At 54.0% G+C, this 22746-nt stretch carries 25 protein-coding genes and 1 pseudogene; 14 read left to right on the top strand and 12 right to left on the bottom strand.

Going from position 1 to position 22746, the window contains the following annotated elements; all coding sequences use genetic code 11:
• Positions 1-16: 16 nt before the first annotated feature.
• The 4 genes and pseudogenes from Q669_RS14505 to Q669_RS14520 form a co-directional block, all read right to left on the bottom strand.
• Positions 17-394: pseudogene (locus Q669_RS14505) on the bottom strand (BrnA antitoxin family protein).
• Between the two features lie 24 nt (positions 395-418).
• A complete protein-coding gene (locus Q669_RS14510) occupies positions 419-742 on the bottom strand; it encodes an addiction module antidote protein (protein WP_011786115.1) in 324 nt (107 codons plus the stop codon).
• The gene (locus Q669_RS14515) at positions 739-1038 is read right to left on the bottom strand and encodes a type II toxin-antitoxin system RelE/ParE family toxin (protein ID WP_011786116.1); all 300 of its coding nucleotides are present in this window, start codon (positions 1036-1038) and stop codon (positions 739-741) included. The genes Q669_RS14510 and Q669_RS14515 overlap by 4 nt, the downstream gene beginning before the upstream one ends.
• A 110-nt stretch (positions 1039-1148) precedes the next feature.
• Positions 1149-1451 carry a helix-turn-helix domain-containing protein gene (locus Q669_RS14520; protein ID WP_011786117.1) on the bottom strand — a complete coding sequence of 101 codons (303 nt, stop codon included), beginning with the start codon at positions 1449-1451 and terminating at the stop codon, positions 1149-1151.
• Between the two features lie 317 nt (positions 1452-1768).
• Between Q669_RS14520 and Q669_RS19400 the strand changes: the two genes are divergently transcribed.
• The gene (locus Q669_RS19400) at positions 1769-1942 is read left to right on the top strand and encodes a hypothetical protein (protein WP_011786119.1); all 174 of its coding nucleotides are present in this window, start codon (positions 1769-1771) and stop codon (positions 1940-1942) included.
• Between the two features lie 283 nt (positions 1943-2225).
• Here the strand turns inward: Q669_RS19400 and Q669_RS14530 are convergent, their stop codons facing one another.
• From Q669_RS14530 to Q669_RS14545, 4 genes are all read right to left on the bottom strand, one after another.
• Positions 2226-2528, bottom strand: a complete 303-nt coding sequence (locus tag Q669_RS14530; protein WP_011786120.1) for a CopG family antitoxin — start codon at positions 2526-2528, stop codon at positions 2226-2228.
• A 1-nt stretch (position 2529) separates the two neighbouring features.
• On the bottom strand, positions 2530-2802 hold the full coding sequence (locus Q669_RS14535; RefSeq protein WP_011786121.1) for a DUF4258 domain-containing protein: 273 nt from the start codon (positions 2800-2802) through the stop codon (positions 2530-2532).
• A gap of 181 nt (positions 2803-2983) precedes the next feature.
• Positions 2984-3307 (bottom strand): helix-turn-helix domain-containing protein, encoded by a 324-nt coding sequence (locus tag Q669_RS14540; protein WP_011786122.1) that lies wholly within the window; start codon positions 3305-3307, stop codon positions 2984-2986.
• A complete protein-coding gene (locus Q669_RS14545) occupies positions 3294-3548 on the bottom strand; it encodes a type II toxin-antitoxin system RelE/ParE family toxin (RefSeq protein WP_049756940.1) in 255 nt (84 codons plus the stop codon). Before Q669_RS14545 ends, Q669_RS14540 begins: the two co-directional genes overlap by 14 nt.
• Before the next feature lie 153 nt (positions 3549-3701).
• On the opposite strand from Q669_RS14545, the gene Q669_RS14550 reads away from it, so the two are divergent.
• Complete coding sequence (locus Q669_RS14550) at positions 3702-4700, top strand: transposase (RefSeq protein WP_227501120.1); 999 nt, start codon at positions 3702-3704, stop codon at positions 4698-4700.
• 276 nt (positions 4701-4976) lie between these two features.
• Here Q669_RS14550 and Q669_RS14555 read toward each other — a convergent pair whose 3' ends face one another.
• The 3 genes from Q669_RS14555 to Q669_RS14565 form a co-directional block, all read right to left on the bottom strand.
• Positions 4977-6515, bottom strand: a complete 1539-nt coding sequence (locus tag Q669_RS14555) for an O-antigen ligase family protein (RefSeq protein WP_022992839.1) — start codon at positions 6513-6515, stop codon at positions 4977-4979.
• Between the two features lie 222 nt (positions 6516-6737).
• Positions 6738-7037 carry a HigA family addiction module antitoxin gene (locus Q669_RS14560; RefSeq protein WP_022992840.1) on the bottom strand — a complete coding sequence of 100 codons (300 nt, stop codon included), beginning with the start codon at positions 7035-7037 and terminating at the stop codon, positions 6738-6740.
• 12 nt (positions 7038-7049) lie between these two features.
• Positions 7050-7328 (bottom strand): type II toxin-antitoxin system RelE/ParE family toxin, encoded by a 279-nt coding sequence (locus Q669_RS14565; protein WP_022992841.1) that lies wholly within the window; start codon positions 7326-7328, stop codon positions 7050-7052.
• A gap of 191 nt (positions 7329-7519) precedes the next feature.
• Here Q669_RS14565 and Q669_RS14570 point away from each other — a divergent pair, with 191 nt between their 5' ends.
• Positions 7520-8518, top strand: coding sequence for a transposase (locus Q669_RS14570; protein ID WP_227501121.1), 999 nt, complete (start codon positions 7520-7522; stop codon positions 8516-8518).
• A 310-nt stretch (positions 8519-8828) separates the two neighbouring features.
• Here Q669_RS14570 and Q669_RS14575 read toward each other — a convergent pair whose 3' ends face one another.
• Positions 8829-9548, bottom strand: a complete 720-nt coding sequence (locus Q669_RS14575; RefSeq protein ID WP_264673067.1) for a pilin — start codon at positions 9546-9548, stop codon at positions 8829-8831.
• A gap of 168 nt (positions 9549-9716) precedes the next feature.
• Here Q669_RS14575 and pilB point away from each other — a divergent pair, with 168 nt between their 5' ends.
• The 11 genes from pilB (at position 9717) to Q669_RS14630 (ending at position 22742) form a co-directional block, all read left to right on the top strand.
• Positions 9717-11435, top strand: a complete 1719-nt coding sequence (gene pilB, locus Q669_RS14580) for a type IV-A pilus assembly ATPase PilB (protein ID WP_022992844.1) — start codon at positions 9717-9719, stop codon at positions 11433-11435.
• A gap of 2 nt (positions 11436-11437) precedes the next feature.
• Positions 11438-12655: a type II secretion system F family protein gene (locus Q669_RS14585; protein WP_022992845.1), complete on the top strand. Its 1218-nt coding sequence runs from the start codon at positions 11438-11440 to the stop codon at positions 12653-12655.
• Between the two features lie 81 nt (positions 12656-12736).
• Positions 12737-13612 (top strand): prepilin peptidase, encoded by an 876-nt coding sequence (locus Q669_RS14590; protein WP_022992846.1) that lies wholly within the window; start codon positions 12737-12739, stop codon positions 13610-13612.
• The gene (gene coaE, locus Q669_RS14595) at positions 13613-14230 is read left to right on the top strand and encodes a dephospho-CoA kinase (RefSeq protein ID WP_022992847.1); all 618 of its coding nucleotides are present in this window, start codon (positions 13613-13615) and stop codon (positions 14228-14230) included. It abuts the gene before it with no gap.
• 88 nt (positions 14231-14318) lie between these two features.
• Positions 14319-15308, top strand: a complete 990-nt coding sequence (locus Q669_RS14600) for a hypothetical protein (protein ID WP_022992848.1) — start codon at positions 14319-14321, stop codon at positions 15306-15308.
• 8 nt (positions 15309-15316) lie between these two features.
• Positions 15317-16066, top strand: coding sequence for a tRNA (N6-threonylcarbamoyladenosine(37)-N6)-methyltransferase TrmO (gene tsaA, locus Q669_RS14605; RefSeq protein WP_011786131.1), 750 nt, complete (start codon positions 15317-15319; stop codon positions 16064-16066).
• Between the two features lie 44 nt (positions 16067-16110).
• Positions 16111-18465: a response regulator gene (locus tag Q669_RS14610; RefSeq protein WP_022992850.1), complete on the top strand. Its 2355-nt coding sequence runs from the start codon at positions 16111-16113 to the stop codon at positions 18463-18465.
• Positions 18466-18498: 33 nt separating this feature from the next.
• Positions 18499-18687, top strand: a complete 189-nt coding sequence (gene yacG, locus Q669_RS14615) for a DNA gyrase inhibitor YacG (protein ID WP_011786133.1) — start codon at positions 18499-18501, stop codon at positions 18685-18687.
• A 142-nt stretch (positions 18688-18829) separates the two neighbouring features.
• Positions 18830-19390, top strand: a complete 561-nt coding sequence (locus tag Q669_RS14620) for a YfaZ family outer membrane protein (RefSeq protein WP_022992851.1) — start codon at positions 18830-18832, stop codon at positions 19388-19390.
• Positions 19391-19508: 118 nt separating this feature from the next.
• Positions 19509-21740, top strand: coding sequence for a hypothetical protein (locus Q669_RS14625; protein WP_036149836.1), 2232 nt, complete (start codon positions 19509-19511; stop codon positions 21738-21740).
• 69 nt (positions 21741-21809) lie between these two features.
• The gene (locus tag Q669_RS14630) at positions 21810-22742 is read left to right on the top strand and encodes a glucosaminidase domain-containing protein (protein ID WP_022992853.1); all 933 of its coding nucleotides are present in this window, start codon (positions 21810-21812) and stop codon (positions 22740-22742) included.
• Positions 22743-22746: the final 4 nt, after the last annotated feature.

The following is a 22746-nucleotide window of genomic DNA, read 5'->3' on the forward strand; positions in this document are numbered from 1 at the left end:
TTATTTTCTGGGGGGATTACAACATGTACCAGTGGGGAGATTGTGGGAGGTTAATGCCTGTCGATGAACAAACATGCCTGTCCATGGTTACGTTGTGGGTTTCAATATCGGACTGACTGTGGGTTCTCAGATACTCCTGAAGTGCCTTGTCCATTCGGGTTTGCCAGCCGCTGCCTGTGGCGCGAAACTACTCAACGACCTCCGGTGAAAGTCTGATAGTTATCCGCTCCTTCGTAACCTCTGCCTTTGGCCGACCAACCGGACGCAACCGGCGGAACTCTTCGTCCGTGAGCTCGCGTGTATCTGCGTCTTGTGCAATCCCCTCGTTAATGCCTGACTCTTCATCGCTCGAGGGCAGCGTAAACGCCCGACCAGATTTAGATTTTGTCTGCATAAAGCCTCCATAAACCACACTTGGTCAGGCTCGAGCCTGTCCATCAGGGTTTGCATCAGGGTTTGGATGAGGACGAGCCGTCAAGTCCACACCCAGGGCGCGGGTCACTGTGAGCATGGTTTTCAGGGTGGGGTTGCCCTGTTCGCTAAATGATCGATACAGCTGTTCACGGGAAAGCCCCGTTTCACGGGCCAGTTCTGTCATCCCCTTCGCCCGAGCCACCACACCCATGGCTTTGGCGATGTAAGCCGTATCACCGGTCTCCAGGGCATCGGCGAGAAAAACCGCAATCGCGTCCTCACTATCCAGCGCCGCTGCCGGATCGTAATCGTAGATCTTGTCGCTCATAACGCCTCCCATTCTGATGCCAGTCGCAGCGCAGTGTTGATATCACTTTGCTGGGTATCTTTATCTCCACCGCAAAGCAGGATAATGATCTCGTTCCCACGCTGCTTGAAGTAGACCCGATACCCGGGGCCATGATGAATGCGCAGCTCGCAGACACCCTGCCCTACTGGCTTTACATCCCCTGCCAACCCATTGGCCAGCCGAAATATACGCGCTGCAATCAACGCCTTGCCACGCTGGTCACGGAGTTTGCGCTCCCACTTTCGATAAGTGTCCGTTTGCTTGATTTCTAGCATAAGTTAACTGTAGTTCTTAAACTACAACAATGCAAGGCAAAAGAAATGGACAACAGAGAATGGGGGGCTAGTGCCGGGGGGGCTAGTGCCTGTCCAAGGGGGGGGCTCTTTTACAGAGGAATGGCCAGATGAGTCCCATCAGGAAGCTCAATATCCAAACGGACTTTCGCTCCCGCACTCTCCACGTATCGCTTAATAGATGATAGCTTCAAGTCTTTACCAGCCTTTTCCATATTCGCAATCGTAGGCTGGGTCACACCCATGGCCTCCGCCATATCCTTCTGGGTTTTCTGCAATAATGCACGCACCTCGCTGAGACGAATCTCCATAAGTATGCGATCTGCCTTTAGCTGCGCCTGCCTGACAACTTCCGGCTTTTCGTTAGCCAGCAGTGTGTCCAAAGAACTTGCCATATCAGATTCCTCCCTTGAGCACAGATCCATAAACGCTGTCGGCGTGCGGCCGGGATAACATTGGGCCTTTCTCTCTTAAAACGAGTATTGCCGCCAGAACATTTTCCCTATCCACCTCGCCAAGTGAAAAGTACCAATCATCGAACCGACAAGTTGTTTCAATTTCCCACATAGCCGCCCCTAACTATAGCCTTAAAGCTATATTCATTGCAATTTATACACATCCAGACCACCCTCCCTTGCTGTATATTTATACAGCTGTATGCTTGTACAAGAATCAAACACTGTCAACAGTCACGGAAGACAAGGACCCCACCATGCCCAAAGCCAGAGCAGAACTGGTCAGCGTTTCAGACACCCCCTTCTACCACGTGATCTCACGCTGCGTGCGCCGCACATTCCTGTGCGGGCAGGACCGCGCCACCGGGCGCTGTTATGAGCACCGGCGAGGATGGATTGAAGAGCGAATCCGGCTTCTCGGGTCAGGCTAGGGTCAGGCTAGTGCCTGTCCATGATCAGCGCCTTTCTAATCAGACTATCGGCGCGCCCGCCGAGGACGTCGCTCGCCTGAAATCGGCGCATGTCCAGAATTCGCGGCGGAATGCCGCTGCCTTTTTGCCATAACCCCGAATTAGAGGCAGTGAAACCGAAAGCCAGAAACGACAAAGGCCCAGGGTCGAAACCGCTGGGCCTTTGGGGATCCGGTCAGGCTAGTCCCTGTCCATGATCAACCAATGATCAACCATTGGTCAGACTCACACGCAGCGGCGCGCTTTAGCGCGTCCGCTGGCCTGATTTGTTGGCAGAGATATCCTTTAGCCCACCGGAGACATACTTGTGTAGGACACTGGAAACCAAGGACTGGTAAGGAAGCCCTTCTTCCAGCGCCCGACGTTGAAGTGCTTCCAGATCTCGACTAGAGATGCGTATATTGATCCGCTTGTCTTTCTTGAACGTTTGTTCCGCCGCCTTCGCCAGGTACTCCCGACGATCGGCATCGAGATCTGACTCGAACTCTCCAGATTCGTATGCCTCCAGCAGTTCTTGCTCTTCGGGATCCAATTTGGTCTTGGCCATGCTACCCCCCTAGAAATTTCTTGGTGGCCTTGCGACTGGGGATGACCGTCTTGAGAAAGATCTCTCTATCATTCTCGACGTACGGCACCAGCCAGGCGTAATCGTCAATCCGAACCACAAGCAGGCGTTGATTCGGATACTTGTCCCTGTTGGGGTGAGGTCCATCATCAAGTAAACCACCAGACTGAAGAGCAAACAGGACATCTTCGAAGGAAACTTCGCGCTCGCTCATCAACTGCTGGTTCTTTTCAGCATTCCAGTTAATTTGCTTCATGGGAGGAGTCTAGCAGGCCGTGTGCCTATTGGCATCTCTCTCACATTTTTGTTTAGCAGGCCAGTGCCTGTCCATGACCCTTAGGCTGTGCTTTTTTCCAGTCTCAAACAGCATTTATCACTCATGCCCCGTCAGGCTCTCACAGGCTAGTGCCTGTCCACGATTGCATGGTTGATAGGAGTTATAAATACAAAATCTCGATACCCTTTCTTCTCACAAGGTTCAACAATTTCAGCGATGCTCCGGCAGGCTTTTTCTCACCCGTCTCCCACTTCTGAACGGTTGAAACACTCACGTTAAGAATGGCAGCAAACACAGCCTGACTCATACGGGTCTGGCTGCGAATATTCCGGATTTCTTCCGGCGGGAGCTCTCTACTGTCAGTGCGACACAGCTCTTCGTATTCGCCGAGTCGCCGTTTACCTATCAGCCCAACGGCATGGAGGTCCAATGCCGTTTCTCGAATTTCATTCAACAGCCGGTTGTCTCTGTCAGTGGTTGCCATAAGTAATCTCTTTCAACACTTTGCTTATGTGAGCTTTCTGCAGCTCCTGGTCTGAATACTGCAACAAGTCTGCTGCCAACGCCTTTAGTGCTCGCAACTCCCTGGCCGACAGGTCTGAACGTTCGTTCTTGGCAAACCCAAACACAAAGAACCAACGGTCACCTAAGTTGGTGGCAACAAGCGCTCTCGAGCCACCTCTCTTGCCATGACTGTGCGATGCAATCCTTTTCTCCGCATCCATCGATAAAACGTTTTCGTTTTGAAGATCCTTATCATACGCGAACCATACCACTGAGTGGAACACCGGAACCAATAACATTTATAAGCCAGTTATATCCGGCAACAAGATGCTGTACATATATACAGCTTCAAATTATTGATGCATGATATGACCATGTCAACAGTCACGGAAGACAAGGACTTCACCATGCCCAAAGCCAGAGCACAACTCGTCAGCGTTTCAGACACCCCCTTCTACCACGTGATCTCACGCTGCGTGCGCCGCACCTTCCTGTGCGGGCAAGATCGCGCCACCGGGCGCTGTTATGAACACCGGCGAGGATGGATTGAAGAACGAATCCGGCTTCTGGCATCTGTGTTCGCGGTGGATGTTGCCGCTTATGCGGTGATGTCGAACCATTATCACCTGGTGGTGAAACTCAGCCCGGATGACATAGAGCCGTGGAGCATGGATGAGGTGCTGGCGCGCTGGTGCAGCCTCTATAAAGGGCCACCACTGGTGCAGCGTTATCATCGGGGTGACGAGCTGTGTGCGGCAGAGCTCAGGCGAGTTGAGGCGTACGCAGAAACGTTCCGGCAGCGGTTGGCGGATTTGAGCTGGTTTATGAAATGCCTGAATGAACCAATTGCGAGGCAAGCCAACCGGGAAGATGAGTGCACGGGCCATTTCTGGGAGAGTAGGTTCAAATCCCAGGCCCTGGACACCGAAGAGGCTCTTCTCTCCTGCATGGCCTACGTTGACCTGAACCCCATACGAGCGGCCATGGCAGAGACTCCAGAAACCTCTGAACACACCAGCATTAAGGAACGCATTCATCCTACCTTCAATCTGGCGGAAGCCATTGCACGGCAAACGGAACAGCAAGCGTTGAATGATTTTTCGGTACCGTTAAAACCGCTGCTGGGTTTTGAAGGCGTGATTCGAAACGGCTTCCAGCGAGGCATCCTGTTCAGTTTTGAGGATTACCTGGAACTGGTCGATTGCACCGGGCGGATCAGCCGGAGTGACAAACGGGGCGCTATTGATGAGAAGGCGCTGCCGATTCTGGAACGGTTGAATCTGGACCCGGAACGGTGGTGCCACCGGGCGACAGCCTTTGAAGATAGCTATCAGGATTACCGAAATCCTGGACGGCGACGACAAGCGGCTTAGGCTCCCTCCCCTTCTTTCTCAAATTTAACTATCGGCGGACCTGCCGAGCACTTCACTCGCCTAGAATCCAGGAATTTCGAGGATTCGCCGCGAGTTACTGGCGCTGCTTTGCCATAACCCCGAATTAGACGCAGTGAAACCAAACGGCAGAAACAACAAATGCCCGGGGGCGAAACCTCCGGGCCTTTGGGGATCTGGTCAGGCTAGAGCCTGCAAGGCTAGTGCCTGTCCATGATCATTCATCTGTCCATGATCATTCATCACCTGATCAATCACTTAACGCGGAAAGTTCCCATGAAACCAAAATCTGGGCAGCATTCCCTCCCCCACCTCACCATAATAAAGCTCTTCATCCTCCCGCATATCCTGATAGTAATCCCAAACACCTTGCGCCCACACTAACCAAGCAAAAGAGAGACCAGCAGCAACAGCAAGAATGATTACCCTATTCCACTTTGAGCGCGGGCGCTGCTCGTTACCAGCAGACTGATCAACTTCCGCCGGTATGATTAATGCCCAGAATGCAATCAAAACGAATAGCCCAACCAACATCGAGCCTGGCGCCATGAACACCGCAGACACACCCGCATGAAATAACGCTGCTGACACTGAGGCAGTTAAGGCAGCAAGCATCACAAGCTTTTCATCAGAGGCCTGAGAGACAGTGCTCGTCAGCAAGGCTAAGCGAGCCTTCCAGAAGTAACGGATAGCCTGAATTACCACCAGCCCCAACGCCGCAATCAGCGCCCACCCATACTCGGCAGCCCACATCAAATACATATTATGGGGATGACCAAGCTTGCCAACAGCCGAGTAGGTTTCGGTGAGCCGGTCATGGGTGAGCCAGGACTGAGGCCCCATGCCAAACGGGAAGTTCTGCAGGCTCATATGCCATGCTTCGACAAACAACGGTAAACGTCCCGAGTCTCCCGCATGAATCGTTCTAATGTGAACGCCACCATCTGACAACATGGTAGGAATTAAAACGGACAATAGAAGCCATAGAATGATCCCCACTGCCAGATACACAGCAAAGACCTTCAACCAGGGCAACGCTCTTCGGCCAAACAATAAAACAGTCAGGCCCACACCAAAAGCTATACCCAGAGCGGAACCCCGCCCAGTGGTCAGAAACAGAATCCACCACCACATCCCGGCCCCCAAAAGCACAGCAATGCGCCAGGACTTAAACTCCTTCAGCGGCCCCACCATCACAGCAAGTGGAAGCAACGGCAAACACCAGGAGGCAATGTGGCTCCAATAGCGAATATTCACAAAGCCCCAGGGAATGAAATTAATCAGGTTTTTTTGGCCATCGAAAATAGCGAACAAATAAACGTTAACGGAGGCCAAGCCATAAATCAGGCAGGTTGCAGCAATGATCGAAATAAGAGCGCGAGAATAGAAAACACCGCCATTGGCCCAGGCCAAAAATCCGCCAGACACGACTATAGCCAGAAAATAAAAGGAGTACATGCCGGGCTCTGTCCAGACATAGAGCTGGCTACGAAAGGGCAACGCAAGAGCAATAAATGCCACACAAAGAATCAGCGCAGGCGACAACAGGAGCAGTGTACGACGAATACTCACCTGCGGCTTTACCGCAAAGGACAAAATCGGGGCGATAACCAGCAGGCCGCTTAAACCGATTAGCAGAAACCTCTGGTCTGCGTAGCCGCCGAAAGCCATGGCAATGAAGTCCGAGAACAAAACCAGCATAAACGCCAGAAAAGCGGATATCACAATCATTGCCTGAAGCAGGCTAGCCGATGCCGGAGAAGCGCCAGACACTTTAGGGTTGAGAGGTTGACGCATGGTTAGCTTTGCCTGCTCCTGCGATGGTGTCGAACAAAACTGCCAGATTAGCGCTCGGGACGGTGCCTGTCCACGATCTATATGCGGGACGGTGCCTGTCCACGATCTACGGGGTCGAAACCGCCGGGCCTTTGGGGATCTGGTCAGGCTAGTGCCTGTCCATGATCAATTAGTGCCTGTCCATGATCATTGTCCTTGATCAATCATTATGTAGCGCATCAGCTAGGCCGCCCGCGGCTGGATCTCCTTGGCAATCTTTGCAGCTTTTTCAACCTCGGCTTGACGCAGCTCAAACTCAGTTTGCAGGTTGAGCCAAAACCGCGCACTGGTGCCAAAGTAACGAGCTAATCGCAAAGCCGTATCTGCAGAAACACCTCGGTTCCCTCGAACAATCTCATTCATTCGGGTTGCCGGAACGTGCAATGCGTTAGCCAGCGCATTCACACTCATTTCCAGCGGCTCCAGATACTCTTCCCTTAATATCTCTCCGGGGTGAATAGGGCGCATACCATTTCGAATCATCGCGCAGCCTCCTCAGTGATAATCAACAATTTCAACATCTTCTGGGCCGTCATCCGTCCACCGAAAGCACACCCGCCACTGCCTGTTAATACGAATGCTGTACTGGCCTTCACGATCACCATTCAAGGCTTCAAGCCGGTTACCAGGCGGAGATCTCAGATCATCCAGTTCTGCAGCCGCTTGCAGCAATATCAACTTACGCTCCGCTACAGCCTTTATCACCGAAAACCGTTTGGTTTTTCCCGTTTCAAACAGCGTTTGAGTGTCTTTGCATCGGAAGCTCTTAATCATCCTCGAATCCTATAACGCTTACCGTTAAACGTCAAACCTCTGTTAATTTTTAGCTGTTACCCCCCATAGCCAAGCACCAATCCCATTCGATTACTGCACTGCATGGCATATTCGAAGAGAAAACAAACACCCACAATTATGACCAGCCTGTATATATATACAGTTTCGAATGATTAATTCATGATAAGAGCATGTCAACAGTCACGGAAGACAAGGACCTCACTATGCCCAAAGCCAGAGCACAACTCGTCAGCGTTTCAGACACCCCCTTCTACCACGTGGTCTCACGCTGCGTGCGCCGCACCTTCCTGTGCGGGCAAGACCGCGCCACCGGGCGCTGTTATGAGCACCGGCGCGGCTGGATTGAGGAGCGAATCCGGCTTCTGGCCTCGGTGTTTGCGGTGGATGTGGCCTCTTATGCGGTGATGTCGAACCATTACCACCTGGTCGTGAAGCTAAGCCCCGATGACGTGGAACCGTGGAGCATAGATGAAGTGCTGGCGCGCTGGTGCAGCCTGTATAAAGGGCCACCACTGGTGCAGCGATATCATCGGGGTGATGAGTTGTGTGCAGCAGAGCTGCGACGAGTGCAGGAGTACGCAGAAACCTTCCGGCAGCGGTTGACGGATTTGAGCTGGTTTATGAAATGCTTAAATGAGCCAATAGCGAGGCAAGCCAATAAGGAGGATGAGTGCACCGGCCACTTCTGGGAGAGCAGGTTCAAATCCCAGGCCCTGGACACCGAAGAGGCCCTTCTCTCCTGCATGGCCTACGTCGACCTGAACCCCATCCGGGCCTCCATAGCAGAGACGCCAGAAACCTCCGAACACACCAGCATCAAGGAGCGAATTCATCCCACCTTTGATCTGGCAGAAGCCATTGCCCGGCAAACAGAACAGCAGGCGCTGAATGAGTTTTCAGTGCCGTTAAAACCGCTACTGGGTTTTGAAGGCGTGATTCGAAACGGCTTCCAGCGAGGCATCCTGTTCAGCTTTGAAGATTACCTGGAACTGGTAGATTGCACCGGGCGGATCAGCCGAAGCGGCAAACGGGGCGCTATTGATGAGAAGGCGCTGCCGATTCTGGAACGGTTGAATCTGGACCCGGAAAGATGGTGCCACCGGGCGACCGCGTTTGAGGGCAGTTATCAGGATTACCGAAATCCTGGACGGCGACGACAAGCGGCTTAGGCTCCCTCCCCTTCTTTCTCAAATTTAACTATCGGCGGACCTGCCGAGCACTTCACTCGCCTAGAATCCAGGAATTTCGAGGATTCGCCGCGAGTTACTGGCGCTGCTTTGCCATAACCCCGAATTAGACGCAGTAAACAAACGGACGGAAACAACAAAGGCCCGGGGTCGGAACCGCCGGGCCTTTGGGGATCTCGTCAGGCTAGTGCCTGTCCATGATCAATTGTTAACAAAGGCCCGGGGTCGAAACCACCGGGCCTTTGGGTAGCAAGGCTAGTGCCTGTCTGGTCAGGCTAGTGCCTGTCCATGATCATGGACCGGTAGGAGCCGTTGTTCCTCTGCAGTTTGCCGGGAAAAACTTAGCAACAGCATCACTGCTAACAATGCATTTCCACCCAATCGAACCAGTAGCATTGTTGGCCATCAGTTTGCCATCAGAGTCGACCGGATAAAATGCAACGGTGGCAGCATCAAGCGTAGTGTCATTAGTACCCTGAACGGCAACGGTGATAACCCCATTCGCTACGGTCACCGATTTTACATACGTAGATGTAATGTCGGCAGGAGTCGCAGGCAACCCTGCAGCAGCATTATTCGTGGGCAGAGTTCCGGTAGACTGAAACGCCTCTGCAACAGCGGTCTTAGCCGACGCTGCAAACCCAACAACTTCGCTCATTTTGGCACGCTTTGTATAATCCTGATAAGCCGGCAAAGCCACAGCCGCCAAAATACCAATAATCGCCACAACGATCATCAGTTCGATCAGAGTAAAACCCTGCTGACCTTTGTTCATCTGAATCTTTTGCATGTTATCAACCTCAAGAGTTGTCATTTTTCGTTTATCCAGCTCCGGGGCGGTGGAGCTTTGCCCCGTTTCCGCGCTGAGCGTGCTATAAACTAAGCAGCTACCGTGCCAATTGCAAGATAATGTTAAAACATCTTTTCCCACAGCATCTTGTAAGCTTCTGTGACGCACTTCACACACTGATCCGACGTCGTTTTCCTGCCAACCAGCGTCTCGAAGTGACATTTCTCGTCACCCCAACCCGCGTATTTCGACGAGGCGCAGAATGCGACAGATTATTGCGAATGATCAAGTCTGGGACGGGCCGCGCTTTCCAAACGTGAAGTACACATCTAAACTCTGTGGGCATAAACACTCGATTCAGCCACTTAGACGATCTTTCTCAGAGCATTTATGGCGAGCAGCAACCGAAACGTGACTTTGACGGGTCTGGCCCGTCGTTTTGTGGAAGACGGTCTTCTGGATGAGGAAACTGCAAAAGATGCATTCATCCAGGCGTCCCAAAACCGAATTCCACTAATAACTTACCTGACCCAGAATCAACTTGCCGACAGCTCGAAGCTCGCATTCTCGGCCGCTATGGAATTCGGTGTTTCGGTATTGGACCTTGACTCGTTTCTTCCCGAAATGATGCCGGAGAAGGTGGTCGACGAAAAGCTGATTCGCAAGCATAACGCGCTCCCGCTTTATAAAAGGGGCAACAGGCTTTTTATAGCGGTTTCAGACCCAACGAATATCCAGGCTTTGGATGAAATCAAGTTCAACACCGGCCTGAGCACAGACGCCATTCTTGTTGACGACTCCAAGCTCCGTACGACTATTGATAAGTATCTGGAGTCCCAGGACACGACAATGGGCGACCTGGACGATGCAGCTCTGGAGGGCGTCGAAACAGAAGGTGGTGAAGGCGAGGACGACGACGGTGCCGTGTCCGCCACGGATGTTGACGATGCCCCCATCGTTAAGTATGTGAATAAAATGCTGCTGGATGCCATCCGGGGCGGGGCTTCAGATATTCACTTTGAGCCCTATGAGAAAATCTACCGGGTGCGTTACCGGACCGACGGTATATTGAAAGAGGTTTCTCGCCCCTCCATCAAGCTGGCTCCCAAGATCTCTGCCCGCGTAAAGATCATGGCCCAGCTCGACATTTCTGAGCGAAGGGTTCCTCAGGATGGCCGTATAAAGATGAAGCTATCCAAAACCAAGGCGATCGATTTCCGGGTGAATACACTGCCAACCCTTTGGGGCGAAAAGATCGTTTTGCGGATTTTGGATCCAAGCCAGGCGAAGCTCGGCATTGATGTCCTGGGCTACGAGGAAGACCAGAAGAAGCTGTATATGGATGCCCTGGCCCAACCCCAGGGCATGATCCTGGTCACAGGACCGACAGGTTCCGGTAAGACCGTATCGCTTTACACCGGCTTGAACATTCTGAACACCCCGGGTATCAATATTTCCACGGCGGAAGACCCGGCAGAGATCAACCTGGAAGGTATTAACCAAGTAAACGTAAACAACCGTGTAGGGCTCGGGTTTGCTGAGGCACTGCGCGCCTTCCTGCGCCAAGACCCGGACGTCATCATGGTGGGCGAGATACGTGACCTGGAAACCGCTAACATAGCCATTAAAGCGGCACAGACAGGCCACCTGGTTCTTTCCACCCTGCATACTAACAGCGCCGCCGAAACCCTCACGCGAATGATGAACATGGGCGTGCCCGCATTTAACATCGCCACTTCGGTAAGTCTGATCATTGCTCAACGACTGGGCCGGCGACTCTGCAATAGCTGCAAGCAACCAGCGGATGTACCTAAAGACGTGCTTTTGAAGGAAGGGTTCACACAAGAACAAATTGATACAGGCTTCACGTTGTACCGCCCCAAGGGCTGTGATAAATGCAATGGTGGATATAAAGGCCGCGTTGGTATTTACGAGGTGGTCAAGATTACCGACGAGCTGGCAAGCATGATTATGGAAGAGGCCAGCTCCATCAAAATTGCAAAGCAGGCTCAGGCGGAAGGCTTCCGCAACCTCAGGCAATCGGCGCTTCTCAAGGTTATTGAGGGAGTGACCAGTCTTGAAGAAGCCAACCGTGTGACGAAGGATTAAGCATGGCAGAAAAAGCGCAGAAGCTCGAAGCATTCGTATGGGAAGGTAAAGATCGCAAAGGCAACAAAGCCAAAGGCGAACTGGCAGGATCAAATATCGCTCTGGTAAAAGCGCAGTTGCGCAAACAGGGCATTATTCCCGATAAGGTTAAGAAAAAGCCAAAGCCATTATTTGGCGGCAGCAGGAAGATTACGCCTTTCGACATTGCAATGCTCACCCGCCAGCTGGCAACAATGATGAAAGCCGGCGTTCCGCTGGTTCAGAGCTTCGATATCGTGGCCGATGGCCTCGAAAATAAAGGCTTACAGGAACTGGTGATGACTATCCGGAACGATATTTCCTCCGGTACCGGTTTCGCATCTTCTCTGCGCAAGCATCCTAAATATTTTGATGATCTTTATTGCAACCTGGTGGACTCAGGTGAGAAAGCCGGTGCGTTGGAACAAATGCTGGATCGTATCGCGACTTACCTTGAGAAAACGGAGATCCTGAAGAAAAAAGTCAAAAAGGCCATGACTTACCCAATTGCGGTTATCGTTGTCGCAATTGTCGTTACGGCTATTCTCTTGATAAAAGTCGTTCCTCAGTTTGAGAGCTTGTTCCAGGGCTTTGGGGCGGATCTACCTGTATTCACACAGTTCATTATTCGAATATCCGAATGGCTTCAGTCCTGGTGGTTTATTGTTTTGCTTGGAATCGTCGGTACGATTTTTCTTTTCAAAGAATCGAAGCGAAGATCCCAGAAATTCTCGGATTTCGTCGATAAATATGTATTGAAGTTGCCGATTGTCGGAGAAATCCTGGACAAATCTGCTGTCGCTAAATTCGGCCGTGTACTCTCTACCACGTTCGCGGCGGGCGTTCCGCTTGTTGACGCACTCGATTCGGTTGCTGGCGCAACCGGCAACGCCGTGTATCGGGACGCTGTGATGAACATTAAAAACGATGTCTCAAGCGGTACCCAACTGCAAGCCTCTATGCGGCAACAGGGCGTCTTCCCTGTGATGGCAGTTCAATTGACCGCCATCGGCGAAGAGTCGGGCAATCTGGACGATATGCTGTCCAAAGTGGCCGAGCATTACGAAGGGGTTGTCGACGACATGGTTGACAACCTTACAGCCCTGATGGAGCCCATGATTATGGCCGTACTCGGCGTTCTGGTTGGCGGCCTGATTATCGGTATGTACCTGCCAATCTTCCAGATGGGTCAGGTTGTCTAACGGCTAACTCACCACGCCTATTTCATCCGCCCCTCTCCGCCACGGAGAGGGGCTAAAATAACGATCCAATCGAGTCTCTGAATGCTCCCCCTAGAAACCATCCTGTCCACCCCCTGGCTTCTCTACCTGGCGGTCATTTTCATCTCTCTCTGCGTCGGTAGTTTTCTGAACGTTGTCATCCTTCGCCTGCCCAAAATGATGAAGCAGGAATGGCGCTGCCAGTGCGAGGAGTTTCTGGAAGTGCCGGAGGGCGACCGCAAGTCAGATGAGCGGATAACTCTTTCAAAACCGGCATCCACCTGTCCCTCCTGCGGCCACAAAATTCGCGCCTGGGAAAACATTCCGGTCATCAGCTGGCTAATGCTTGGTGGCAAATGCTCTTCCTGCAAAACACATATTTCGCCGCGTTACCCCATCATTGAAGCACTGACTGCGGTTTTTTCCGTCGTAACGGTTTATCTGCTGGGGCCATCTGAGACCGCGCTCTGGGCACTGCTGATGGTCTGGGCGCTGGTGGCGCTGACCATGATCGATTTCGACACCCAGCTCCTGCCAGACGGCATCACCCTGCCCCTGATGTGGCTTGGTCTCGTGCTGAACTACTTTGGCGTGCTGACGGACTTCACCAGTGCCTTCTGGGGCGCTGTTGCCGGTTATCTTTCACTCTGGAGTGTGTACTGGTTGTTCAAGCTTGCTACTGGCAAGGAAGGCATGGGGCACGGGGATTTCAAGCTGTTGGCGGCGTTGGGCGCCTGGTTGGGTTGGCAACTGCTGCCTGCCGTCATTCTGCTTTCCTCCCTGGTGGGCGCCATTGTAGGTATCAGCCTGATGGCATTTCGCAAACACGGGCGTGAAGTGCCGATTCCTTTCGGCCCGTATCTGGCTGCCGCGGGCTTGCTTTCACTGTGGTTTGGCCCTGAAATCCAGGCCATCTGGTTCGGTTACCTCGGAGTCTGAATGTCCCGCTTTGCGATTATTGGCCTCACTGGAGGCATTGGCTCTGGAAAATCCACCGTTGCCCGCATGTTTGGCGCTCTTGGCGTGCATTGGGTGGACGCTGACGATGTCGCCCGACAGGTCGTGGAACCGGGCACTCAAGCCCTGAGAGCCATCGCTGATCACTTCGGCGAGAGCATTCTTCAGGGTAACGGCGAACTGGACCGTGCTGCCCTGCGCCAGAAAGTATTTGAGGATCCGGAACAACGACGCTGGCTGGAAGGCCTGTTGCATCCCATTATCCGCCAGGAACTGATCCGCCAGTTATCACCCGAGGATTACAATCTGCCCTATGTGATGCTGGTCTCTCCCCTGCTTCTGGAGACCAACCAGCACGAACTGGTGGAGCGGATTGTTGTGGTGGATGTACCGGAAGAAACCCAGATTAACCGCACCATGACGAGAGACGGGAATAGCCGCGAACAGGTGGAGCGGATACTCGCCGCCCAAATGCCCAGAGCCGCCCGCCGCGAAAAAGCCGATGCGATTATCAACAATGCGCAGCCGCTGGAGCGTGTGGAAGCTTCAGTACACGCTCTGCACCAACGTTTTCTGGCGGATTTCAGCCAAGGAGCATAGTCTGATCCGCCCCGCACTTATTCTTACTGCACTTGCCACCGGTCTCCTCGCTTGTTCCTTCACGAAAGCGGCAGAACCGGTCATCACCATGCGTGACATCTCGGTGCCCGCCCTTCTGGCGCCGGAGCGCCTGCCAATCTCGTTCTATACCTTCGAACCCGCTGAGTTCTGGGCAGAGCCCAGGGATTCCTGGTGGCTGGGAGTCAGCGACTGGGTTATTCGGCAGGAACGTCAGCATGGCCCAACCGTGCAGTCCCTGGGTGCATGGGCGGATCGAACACTGTCCGGCTCTTCCCAGGCGCTGCCAAATAACGAAAGCTACCTGAGACTGGGGTTTGCAGCAGAATCCGAATACAGCGATCCGGCCCAGTTTGAGCCGGAGGTGCGTTTTCGTCTTGATGTACCCACCGCTGAGGAGAAACTGCGACTGGTAGTAGAGAGTGAAAGCGAGGAACTGATCCCACTGGCGGAGCGTGAGCGGGACAGGCAACTGACGGAACCGGAACGAACCGACACAGAGACAACCGGCGCCCTGAGGTTTCTGACGGATGTTGGAGACTCCATCAATCTCTCCACCGACATTGGTGGCCGGCTGCGACTACCACCCGAACTCTTCTGGCGTATGAAAGCGCGCAAGGGCTGGAAAATCGACAACGATTGGGCACTCAATGCTCAGCAACGTTTTTACTATTATCATACCGAAGGCTGGGGGGCCCGCAGTTGGGTTGGTTTAAACCGCTCACTGGGTAACGGCTGGCATTACTACAACTCATCCGAGCTGGAATGGATTCATTCTGAGCGCGAATTTGTCGGGGCCCATGTTCACAGCGTGCAGAAACGTCTGAATACCCGGTCGGTGATCACCCCTCGTATTGGCGTGCTTGGCGAGAGCCAGCCAACCTGGCGCACCACAAGCTACTTTACAGATATCACATGGCGCTACCGGGTGTATGACAATTGGCTGTTCGCGGAGCTGATTCCGGCCCTGGAGTATCGGCGCGATGACGGGTTTGACGACCAGGCGTCAATCGTATTCCGAATCGAAATGTACTTTGCAGGCACCATTGACCGGGAATGACATCAGAAATGAGCAGACCACTGCATAAAAGCCGGCCCGCCGAGGAAGCTCTGACACTCACACCGATTGCCATCACTCGCTCCTGCTTTCAGGACAAGTTCGGCGTTCCCCGGCAACCCGGCCTTACCCGCCATGCCCACGCGGAACTGGTTATACAAAGTCCCTTTGATCGTGAAGACGCTTTCCGGGGCCTTGAGTCAGCGAGCCATATCTGGCTTACCTTCCAGTTTCATGAAGCCGTTCGCGCCGAATGGCGCCCGGTGGTTCGGCCCCCGAGGCTTGGGGGTAACAAGAAAATCGGTGTGTTTGCCAGCCGATCACCTTTTCGCCCGAACAGTCTCGGCCTTTCAGTCGTCAGAAACGAAGGGCTCGCTCGCAAGAATGGCGAACTGGTCCTGAAGATCAGTAATCACGACCTGATTGAAGGCACACCGATTCTCGACATCAAGCCCTACCTGCCATTCTCGGATTCTGTCCCGGAGGCATCACTGGGCTGGGCAGACAGCGCGCCGACCGACAGATTGGAGGTGACCTTTGCACCGGAAGCCTCTGACCAGCTAAGCCAGCTTCCGGAGGCCGACTATCCGGATTTCCGCGCCCTGATTGAGGATGTCGTCAGTTACGACCCGCGCCCGTCGTTCCGCCGAGGACGGGATGAACAACGAATCTACGGAGCCAACCTGTTCGACAAGAATGTTCGGTTTCGATTTGTGAACGAAGATTCAATCATGCGTGTGGAAGTGATATCCGTCTGTTAAGATGCACCTTGGTGATTTTGTAGTCGACACAGGGAACTTGTGCCTTGCCTTCAAACCAGTTCTTCAAGCGTTTGGGTTTGCGCCCACTGGCACTGCGGTTGCTTGGGTGGGTGCTGCTGTACAGCCTGATATTGTCACTGGTGGCAACGGGTGTTCAGATGATTGGCGAATTCGAACGCCAGAAATCGGAATTGCAGAGCAGTCAGGAGCGCGCCGCTGACCTTATCGCCGGCGGCATGAGCACCAACCTGTGGGTGATGAATTTCAGCGAAGTAGCCAATAGCCTGGACGACATGCGTTCCATGCCTTTTATTGGCTATGCACGGGTGATCACAACCACCGGCGAAGAATTCAGTACCGGCTCCTACCCTGAAGGCCGGGTAATTACCCAGACATTCCCCCTCGAATTCAACCGTTCCAGTTTTGACCGTCCGCAACGGGTGGGTGAACTGACCATTGTTTCGTCGATTGAGCAGGTATATCAGGACATCTTGGAGCGCGCCCTGCTGAATCTCCTGTTCCAGTCCATTGTGGTGATGCTGGGCACATTGGGATTGCTGTTGATTGTACGGGTAGCACTGTCCCGCCACCTGGAAACCATGGCGGACTATGCGGCCAAGCTGAATCTGGATGCGCTTGTTGAACCTCTCAAGCTGCGCCGGCGCAACCCTTCCCGGCCCGATGAGCTTTCAGAACTGGAACAGGCATTGAATAAGATGCGGTTGCAGATTCTTGAGGACACCCGCTCCTTAAGGCAGACCACCATCCAGACTCAGGGCGAACGGGACGAAGCCATCCGAGCCAATCACGCCAAGAATCAGTTCCTGGCCAATGTCAGCCACGAGCTGCGTATTCCGCTTCAGTCTGTCCTCGGTTACGCCAATTTGCTGACCGACACGCCTCTAGACCAGGAGCAACGGGAGTATGTGAACACCCTCCTCAATGCCTCGGAAAGCCTGTCTTCCATCATCAATGACCTGCTGGATATCTCCAGCATGGAAGCCGGCAAGCTGGAGCTTGAGGCTATTCCTTTTGACCTGCGCGAAACCCTGAACGACCTGATTCATATGCTTGGCTCCAGGGCCCGGGAAAAAGGTCTGGCCCTGGAAGTACGGGTGGATGAAAACCTGCCCTGGGCGCTGACGGGAGACCCGGTACGCATTCGCCAGGTGTTGCTGAACCTGTTATCCAATGCCATTAAATTCACAGATTCCGGCCACGTGCTGATCAGCATCGAGTTTCTTGGCAGAAAAGAAGGCAAAGTGCGCCTTCGATTGGCGGTTGAGGACACCGGGGTTGGTATAAATCCGGAGGATATACCTCTGGTATACGAGCCCTATGTTCAGCTTGGTCAGCGCTTCCAGCGTCAGTTACCTGGTGCGGGGCTCGGGCTCACCATCTGCCGTCAACTGGTCGATCTGATGGGCGGCTCGATGGATCTGGAGAGCCGGCCCGGCGAGGGCTCTACCTTCTGGGTGGAACTGTCACTTCAGGAAGCAACCGACGGCTCCGCCAAGGTGCGACCGGATTCACGACAGGTGCAGGGAAGGCGAGTACTGGTTGTAGATTCCTATGAGCTGTCACGCAAGATTACGCTGGAGATGCTTTCCCGCTACGAGGTTCATATTGATGCTGTCCGGTCAGCAGGTGAGGCTCTTACCGCACTAAGGCAGGCATTTGACGCAGGCATTCCCTACGATGCCACAATTCTGGACGGATTCGTGCCCGACATGGATGCGGATTTACTGTGCCGCCAGGTACGGAGCAACCCGCAATGGGCCGAAATGAGGCTGCTGATCCTGTCCTCCAACCCCCAGCGAGGGGACGCCGAGCATTTTCGCCAGGCCGGTGCCGATGCCTTCCTGAGCAAATCCCTTCGGGAATCCTACCTGATTCCGATCCTGAATCAGCTGTTTACCCATGACACTCAACAGGAACGCCGGTTTCTTACCCGCTTTTCTCTGAAAACCATGACGGATGCTGGAAGTCGCCAGCGAGAAATCCCTTGCGGCCGGATGCGGGTGCTGCTGGTGGAGGACAATCCGGTAAACCGCACCCTTACCCGGCGGTTGCTGGAAAAGCTGGGCTGCGAAGTCATGACGGCAAACGATGGCCAGGCCGCTTCTTCGCTTTGGCAATGGCATCAGTTTGATGTGGTTTTCATGGACTGCGTTATGCCCCGGATGGACGGCTACGAAGCAACACGCCAGCTCCGGGCCTGGGAAACCAACCATGGTCGCAGCCGGGTACCGGTTGTGGCACTGACGGCCAGCGCTATGGAAGAAGACGAGGAACGTTGCCGCGAAGCGGGCATGGATTCCTTTGTGGCTAAACCTGTCAACCTTGAAATGCTACGGGCAGTGCTGGAACAATATTGTCAGGCTTCTGCAACATCCTGATGAAGCCGCAAGTCACCTGCCCGGAATCATGCCATGAATGTAGAGTGTCCCACCTGTAAGAAATCCGTGGAATGGAGCGAGACCAACCCCTGGCGCCCCTTCTGCTCTGAGCGCTGCAAGCTGATCGATCTGGGTGCCTGGGCCAATGAGGAGTATCGGGTGCCCGCCGAAAACGCCTCTCCCGATGATCTCGACCAGGGCGGCGAAGTTACCCGTCACTAACGTGTTGGTTGCGAGCCACTTACGGGCTTTTAAGTTGTTAACCACCCGGCAGATGTTTAACATCCGTTGACGTTGAAACTATCGCATATACCGGCAGTTGCGCCGGCCACGCTCTCATAACGACAGCAAAAAAGGTGTACACATGAAGATTACCCGCGTCTCAGCACTGGCACTTTCTCTAGCCGCCACTCCGGTTCTGGCCAGTGACCTGGATCTGAGTCTGACCAACGATTCGGTCAAAGGTCAGGTTAACTTCTTCGGCAGCCAGGAAGAGCTGCAAATGGGTGCTGGATACACCTACCATGAAGGTAGTCGCCACATTATCAACGCCGATTTTCATGCCCAGGGCCGCACTGCCCTTGGGAATCTGCCAACAACTGCCGGCATCGGCATGCGTGGCGTCGGCTGGGATGACGACGATGTTGATGGCGGTGCCATCGGCCTTGGCGGTTTCGCCACGGTGAACATTCCGACCGTGCCCGGTCTGTCGTTTGGCGGCAGCCTGCACTACGCACCAAGTATTCTGTCGTTCGGCGATTCCGACGACATGACCAGCGTAGAACTTCGGGGCAGCTACCGTGTCATCCGTAATGCGGAAGTGTTTGCCGGTTACCGTTACCTGAATACAGAACTGGATTTTGCCGGTTCTCCAGATGTGAATCTGGATGAGGGCGTGTTGGCCGGTATCAAGATCTTCTTCTGACCCCTTCGCCTCGGTTACCCGGCGCCTTGCCGGGTGACTGATTCGTGCAGCCATTCACGCCCTGCCCTCCTGATTACTGCTAGTCTGTCCGGACATTTGCAAACCGGACTGCGCTTTCATGAGACTGACAATCCCTTCCATATTGGCTACTTCCTTGTTGCTTTCCGCCTGTGGGGGCGGAGATAGCGCGATTGACGGCGCCAAAGACATTCCCAACCGGTTTGGCAACACTCAGAACGCGTTGGATGATTTCAGTTCCGGCAGTACCGGGGATTCCAGCAACGCCCGGGGCCTGAAGCCAAATCAGGTACGGGTTACCATGGAATTACCCGTTAATCTGGCACCTGAGGGCGAGCAAACACGGCGTAACCTTCGTATTGTGATTCCCGATCAGGTTCGGGTTTACCGCACCAACACCAGCGCACAAACCTTTGATGATGTTCGTTACTCCACTGAAAAAGGGACGGACGGCCACTTTATTCTGACCTTTGATAATGGCGTTCCCGTTGGTCCGGATGTGATCATTGAGGCCCGTTATGGCACCGCCACGATGACCGCTCTGGCAGCAGACGCCGACAGGGATGTAAAGGTGAACCCCTTTTCCCATTACCTGGTTACCGAGGTGCTCTGGCGCCGGTACTCCACCAATGATTTTCAGACCGTGTTGGCCTGCGTGGATAACGCGTCGTGCCTGAACAAGTATGTATGGGGAACGCTGGCCGATCAGGTACACGATTTTGAGATTGATATTCCGGAGAACGCTAACGTTACCCAAGCGACCTCTACACTGGCTAACCGGGCTGATTTTGCCAGCTATGTAGCAGATATGGCGGATTACGCACTGCTCGGCCAGGCATCCTCAGACCGTATTTCCGCCAGTGCGGCGGATTACAACTCCGTGTTTCTCGGCCTGGAGTTGGGCCAGACATTTCGCGAATCCAATGTGGCTGGAGCCGGCCAGTGGGGCGTCCGTATGGCTCAGGTAGAGCGGCTGACCGAGGACAACCGCGCCTTTTTGTATCCCGCACTGACGCTCACGTCATTCGATGCCTTCAACCTGAACATCACGTCTCTGGCCACGGACATACCTTACGATCGCCAAACGCAGATTCACGGTTTTTTCGAGCGGAATAATTCCGGCATTCCAGAGCAGCTCTTTTTCGAGCGCGGGACCGAAACCTGGGAACGAAACAGCCATTCCAGCGCCCCGGGCGCTGCCACACTGACCACCGAAACACCGGCTCGCTTGCTGGCGGGAAGAGCCCTTTACCAAACCATCACCAAACGAAACAGCAGCCTGATCAATGGCTGGACCAGAAACCCGTACTATCTGGATGCCTTTACTTCCGAACCGGTGAATGACCAGAGCGGGCCAGACCGGGTACTGACCAACTATTTCACCGGCGGCAAAGCGATCGCGCTGGAAGATGATAACGGCAAGCTCAAACGCCGGAACACTCTCGAAAACCACTACCTGAGCGCATTCGAGCTACACCTCCAACGTGCGGAGGCATTCCAGATCTCCGATATGGCCGGACAGGCCTATAACGTGGCTTACCTCTCCACCCGCTTCGCCGATGGGGCGCCTGCAACATTCGAAACCGGGCATGGTCGATGGGCATTCGGCTCAGCGAACGATCAGACTCTCAACGGCACCGCCAATGTGGATCAGTTCACCCTGGCCCGCAACGCCTCCGGTGGCGTAGCCACACCCGATACCAGCAACGACACCTGGAATCTGATTAACCGGCGTTCCCGCCTGAGCTCGGGTGATATTTATATGGGGCGGCTGGGGTTGTTCCGCAACGAGATCGACGAACGAACCAACTTCAACGACCCCAACTTTGGCATCCCCGACATGGGCCTGGGGGCGGCAACCCCAAATCAAGATCTGATGGCCTTTAACCTCAATGATGGCACCTTGGGCAGTGGCCTCCTGGTGGCAGGAAAAACGCTCACAGACGGAGCACTGACAGAAGGCACCTATCGGCTACAGGGCGCCATCGTTGGCGTGACCCAGGAGGAAAACCGGCTCTACCACGTGAACAATGCACAGCTGACCCTGGCGAACAGTTCTGCCAGCTTCGAGGGCACAACCATGATGGTGAACCACCTTATCGAAGACAACGAGGTGGTGGCCCCTGAAGAACTGCCGATGCAATTTAATGGCAGCTTCACAACAACATTGGAAGGGGGCATTTCGATTACCAGCGCCGGAGAATACGAGATGCGCGGCTTCTATACCGCGGCCGGCAACCAGGTCTTCCTGGTTATCAGCGACGATACCGGCCCGGAAATGAAAACCGGGCTATTGCTCGCAACCCTTGTTGAGGAATCCTCTGCGCCTTAAAACCTGAACCGCGGACAGCCCCGTATAACCTGTTATAATTCAAGCCATATCGATAGTAACGAGGGGTTTATGACTGCAGTTAACCGGGCGCTGATGCTGTTGATGCCGTTGTTTGCGTTTGCTGTTGCGGGTGCTATTTACACACCAACCGCAAGTCAGAACACCCTGCCGGGAGAAGGCGAAGGCGAAGTTACGCTGTCTTCTCTGCCACCGCTTCCAAATTGGGCGAATGAGGGTCTTCCGGACTTCTCAACCTATCAGGACACCACTGAAAAGAAAGTCGCGTTCTTCTCTTACCTCTATCCCAGAATTGTTCTCGCCAATTCCCGCATTCTGCTTGAGCGGGAATATCTGGCTTCGCTTGAGGAAAAAGCGGCACTGACCGAAGATGAGCTCACATGGTTGACGAGCCAGGGAGATCGACTGCGTATTGAGGCAGAGCCTGGCAGTGACCAGCAATTTGCCTTGCTTCGGAAACGCCTGGATGTTATTCCCCCGTCGCTGATCCTGGCCCAGGCGGCCAATGAATCCGCCTGGGGTACCTCCCGGTTTGCGACCGAAGGCAACAATCTCTTCGGTCAATGGTGCTTCTCCCGGGGCTGCGGACTGGTCCCGCAAAGTCGAATCGAAGGCGCCAACCACGAAGTGGCAAAGTTCCCGTCGCCTTATTACTCTGTGCGCTCTTACATTCAGAACCTGAACCGTCATCCCACTTACCAAACAGTTAGAGACATTCGGCTCGCTGACCGCAAAGCCCGGAAACCCCTGTCTGGATGGGAGCTTGCAGAGGGCCTGCTGGGCTATTCCGAACGCGGTGAAGAATACATAAAAGAGATTCGCGCCATGATCCGTTACAACAACCTGGAGTTCTACGACAAGGAGTTCAGAACTCTGCTGGGTGACCGAACCCCTGCGCAGTTTGAACGGCTGGCATCCGCCATACCGGACACAACCCTGCTGCCGGGTGGCTCCGGCGGCAAAGCGACCCCTTTCGAAGGCTGATTAC

The organism is Marinobacter sp. C1S70, assembly GCF_000475355.1.
GTDB lineage: Bacteria > Pseudomonadota > Gammaproteobacteria > Pseudomonadales > Oleiphilaceae > Marinobacter > Marinobacter nauticus.

What these genes read in the sequence shown, in the direction of transcription:
- Q669_RS19400 (WP_011786119.1), top strand. Translation starts at nt 1,769, where the DNA reads ATGCCCAAAGCCAGAGCAGAACTGGTCAGCGTTTCAGACACCCCCTTC.
- Q669_RS14555 (WP_022992839.1), bottom strand. Translation starts at nt 6,515, where the DNA reads ATGCGTCAACCTCTCAACCCTAAAGTGTCTGGCGCTTCTCCGGCATCG.
- Q669_RS14535 (WP_011786121.1), bottom strand. Translation starts at nt 2,802, where the DNA reads ATGAAGCAAATTAACTGGAATGCTGAAAAGAACCAGCAGTTGATGAGC.
- Q669_RS14565 (WP_022992841.1), bottom strand. Translation starts at nt 7,328, where the DNA reads ATGATTAAGAGCTTCCGATGCAAAGACACTCAAACGCTGTTTGAAACG.
- tsaA (WP_011786131.1), top strand. Translation starts at nt 15,317, where the DNA reads ATGAGCAGACCACTGCATAAAAGCCGGCCCGCCGAGGAAGCTCTGACA.
- Q669_RS14550 (WP_227501120.1), top strand. Translation starts at nt 3,702, where the DNA reads ATGTCAACAGTCACGGAAGACAAGGACTTCACCATGCCCAAAGCCAGA.
- coaE (WP_022992847.1), top strand. Translation starts at nt 13,613, where the DNA reads ATGTCCCGCTTTGCGATTATTGGCCTCACTGGAGGCATTGGCTCTGGA.
- Q669_RS14620 (WP_022992851.1), top strand. Translation starts at nt 18,830, where the DNA reads ATGAAGATTACCCGCGTCTCAGCACTGGCACTTTCTCTAGCCGCCACT.
- Q669_RS14510 (WP_011786115.1), bottom strand. Translation starts at nt 742, where the DNA reads ATGAGCGACAAGATCTACGATTACGATCCGGCAGCGGCGCTGGATAGT.
- Q669_RS14575 (WP_264673067.1), bottom strand. Translation starts at nt 9,548, where the DNA reads ATGTCACTTCGAGACGCTGGTTGGCAGGAAAACGACGTCGGATCAGTG.
- Q669_RS14585 (WP_022992845.1), top strand. Translation starts at nt 11,438, where the DNA reads ATGGCAGAAAAAGCGCAGAAGCTCGAAGCATTCGTATGGGAAGGTAAA.
- pilB (WP_022992844.1), top strand. Translation starts at nt 9,717, where the DNA reads ATGGCGAGCAGCAACCGAAACGTGACTTTGACGGGTCTGGCCCGTCGT.
- Q669_RS14570 (WP_227501121.1), top strand. Translation starts at nt 7,520, where the DNA reads ATGTCAACAGTCACGGAAGACAAGGACCTCACTATGCCCAAAGCCAGA.
- yacG (WP_011786133.1), top strand. Translation starts at nt 18,499, where the DNA reads ATGAATGTAGAGTGTCCCACCTGTAAGAAATCCGTGGAATGGAGCGAG.
- Q669_RS14520 (WP_011786117.1), bottom strand. Translation starts at nt 1,451, where the DNA reads ATGGCAAGTTCTTTGGACACACTGCTGGCTAACGAAAAGCCGGAAGTT.
- Q669_RS14540 (WP_011786122.1), bottom strand. Translation starts at nt 3,307, where the DNA reads ATGGCAACCACTGACAGAGACAACCGGCTGTTGAATGAAATTCGAGAA.
- Q669_RS14545 (WP_049756940.1), bottom strand. Translation starts at nt 3,548, where the DNA reads ATGGATGCGGAGAAAAGGATTGCATCGCACAGTCATGGCAAGAGAGGT.
- Q669_RS14515 (WP_011786116.1), bottom strand. Translation starts at nt 1,038, where the DNA reads ATGCTAGAAATCAAGCAAACGGACACTTATCGAAAGTGGGAGCGCAAA.
- Q669_RS14625 (WP_036149836.1), top strand. Translation starts at nt 19,509, where the DNA reads ATGAGACTGACAATCCCTTCCATATTGGCTACTTCCTTGTTGCTTTCC.
- Q669_RS14560 (WP_022992840.1), bottom strand. Translation starts at nt 7,037, where the DNA reads ATGATTCGAAATGGTATGCGCCCTATTCACCCCGGAGAGATATTAAGG.
- Q669_RS14590 (WP_022992846.1), top strand. Translation starts at nt 12,737, where the DNA reads ATGCTCCCCCTAGAAACCATCCTGTCCACCCCCTGGCTTCTCTACCTG.
- Q669_RS14600 (WP_022992848.1), top strand. Translation starts at nt 14,319, where the DNA reads ATGCGTGACATCTCGGTGCCCGCCCTTCTGGCGCCGGAGCGCCTGCCA.
- Q669_RS14530 (WP_011786120.1), bottom strand. Translation starts at nt 2,528, where the DNA reads ATGGCCAAGACCAAATTGGATCCCGAAGAGCAAGAACTGCTGGAGGCA.
- Q669_RS14630 (WP_022992853.1), top strand. Translation starts at nt 21,810, where the DNA reads ATGACTGCAGTTAACCGGGCGCTGATGCTGTTGATGCCGTTGTTTGCG.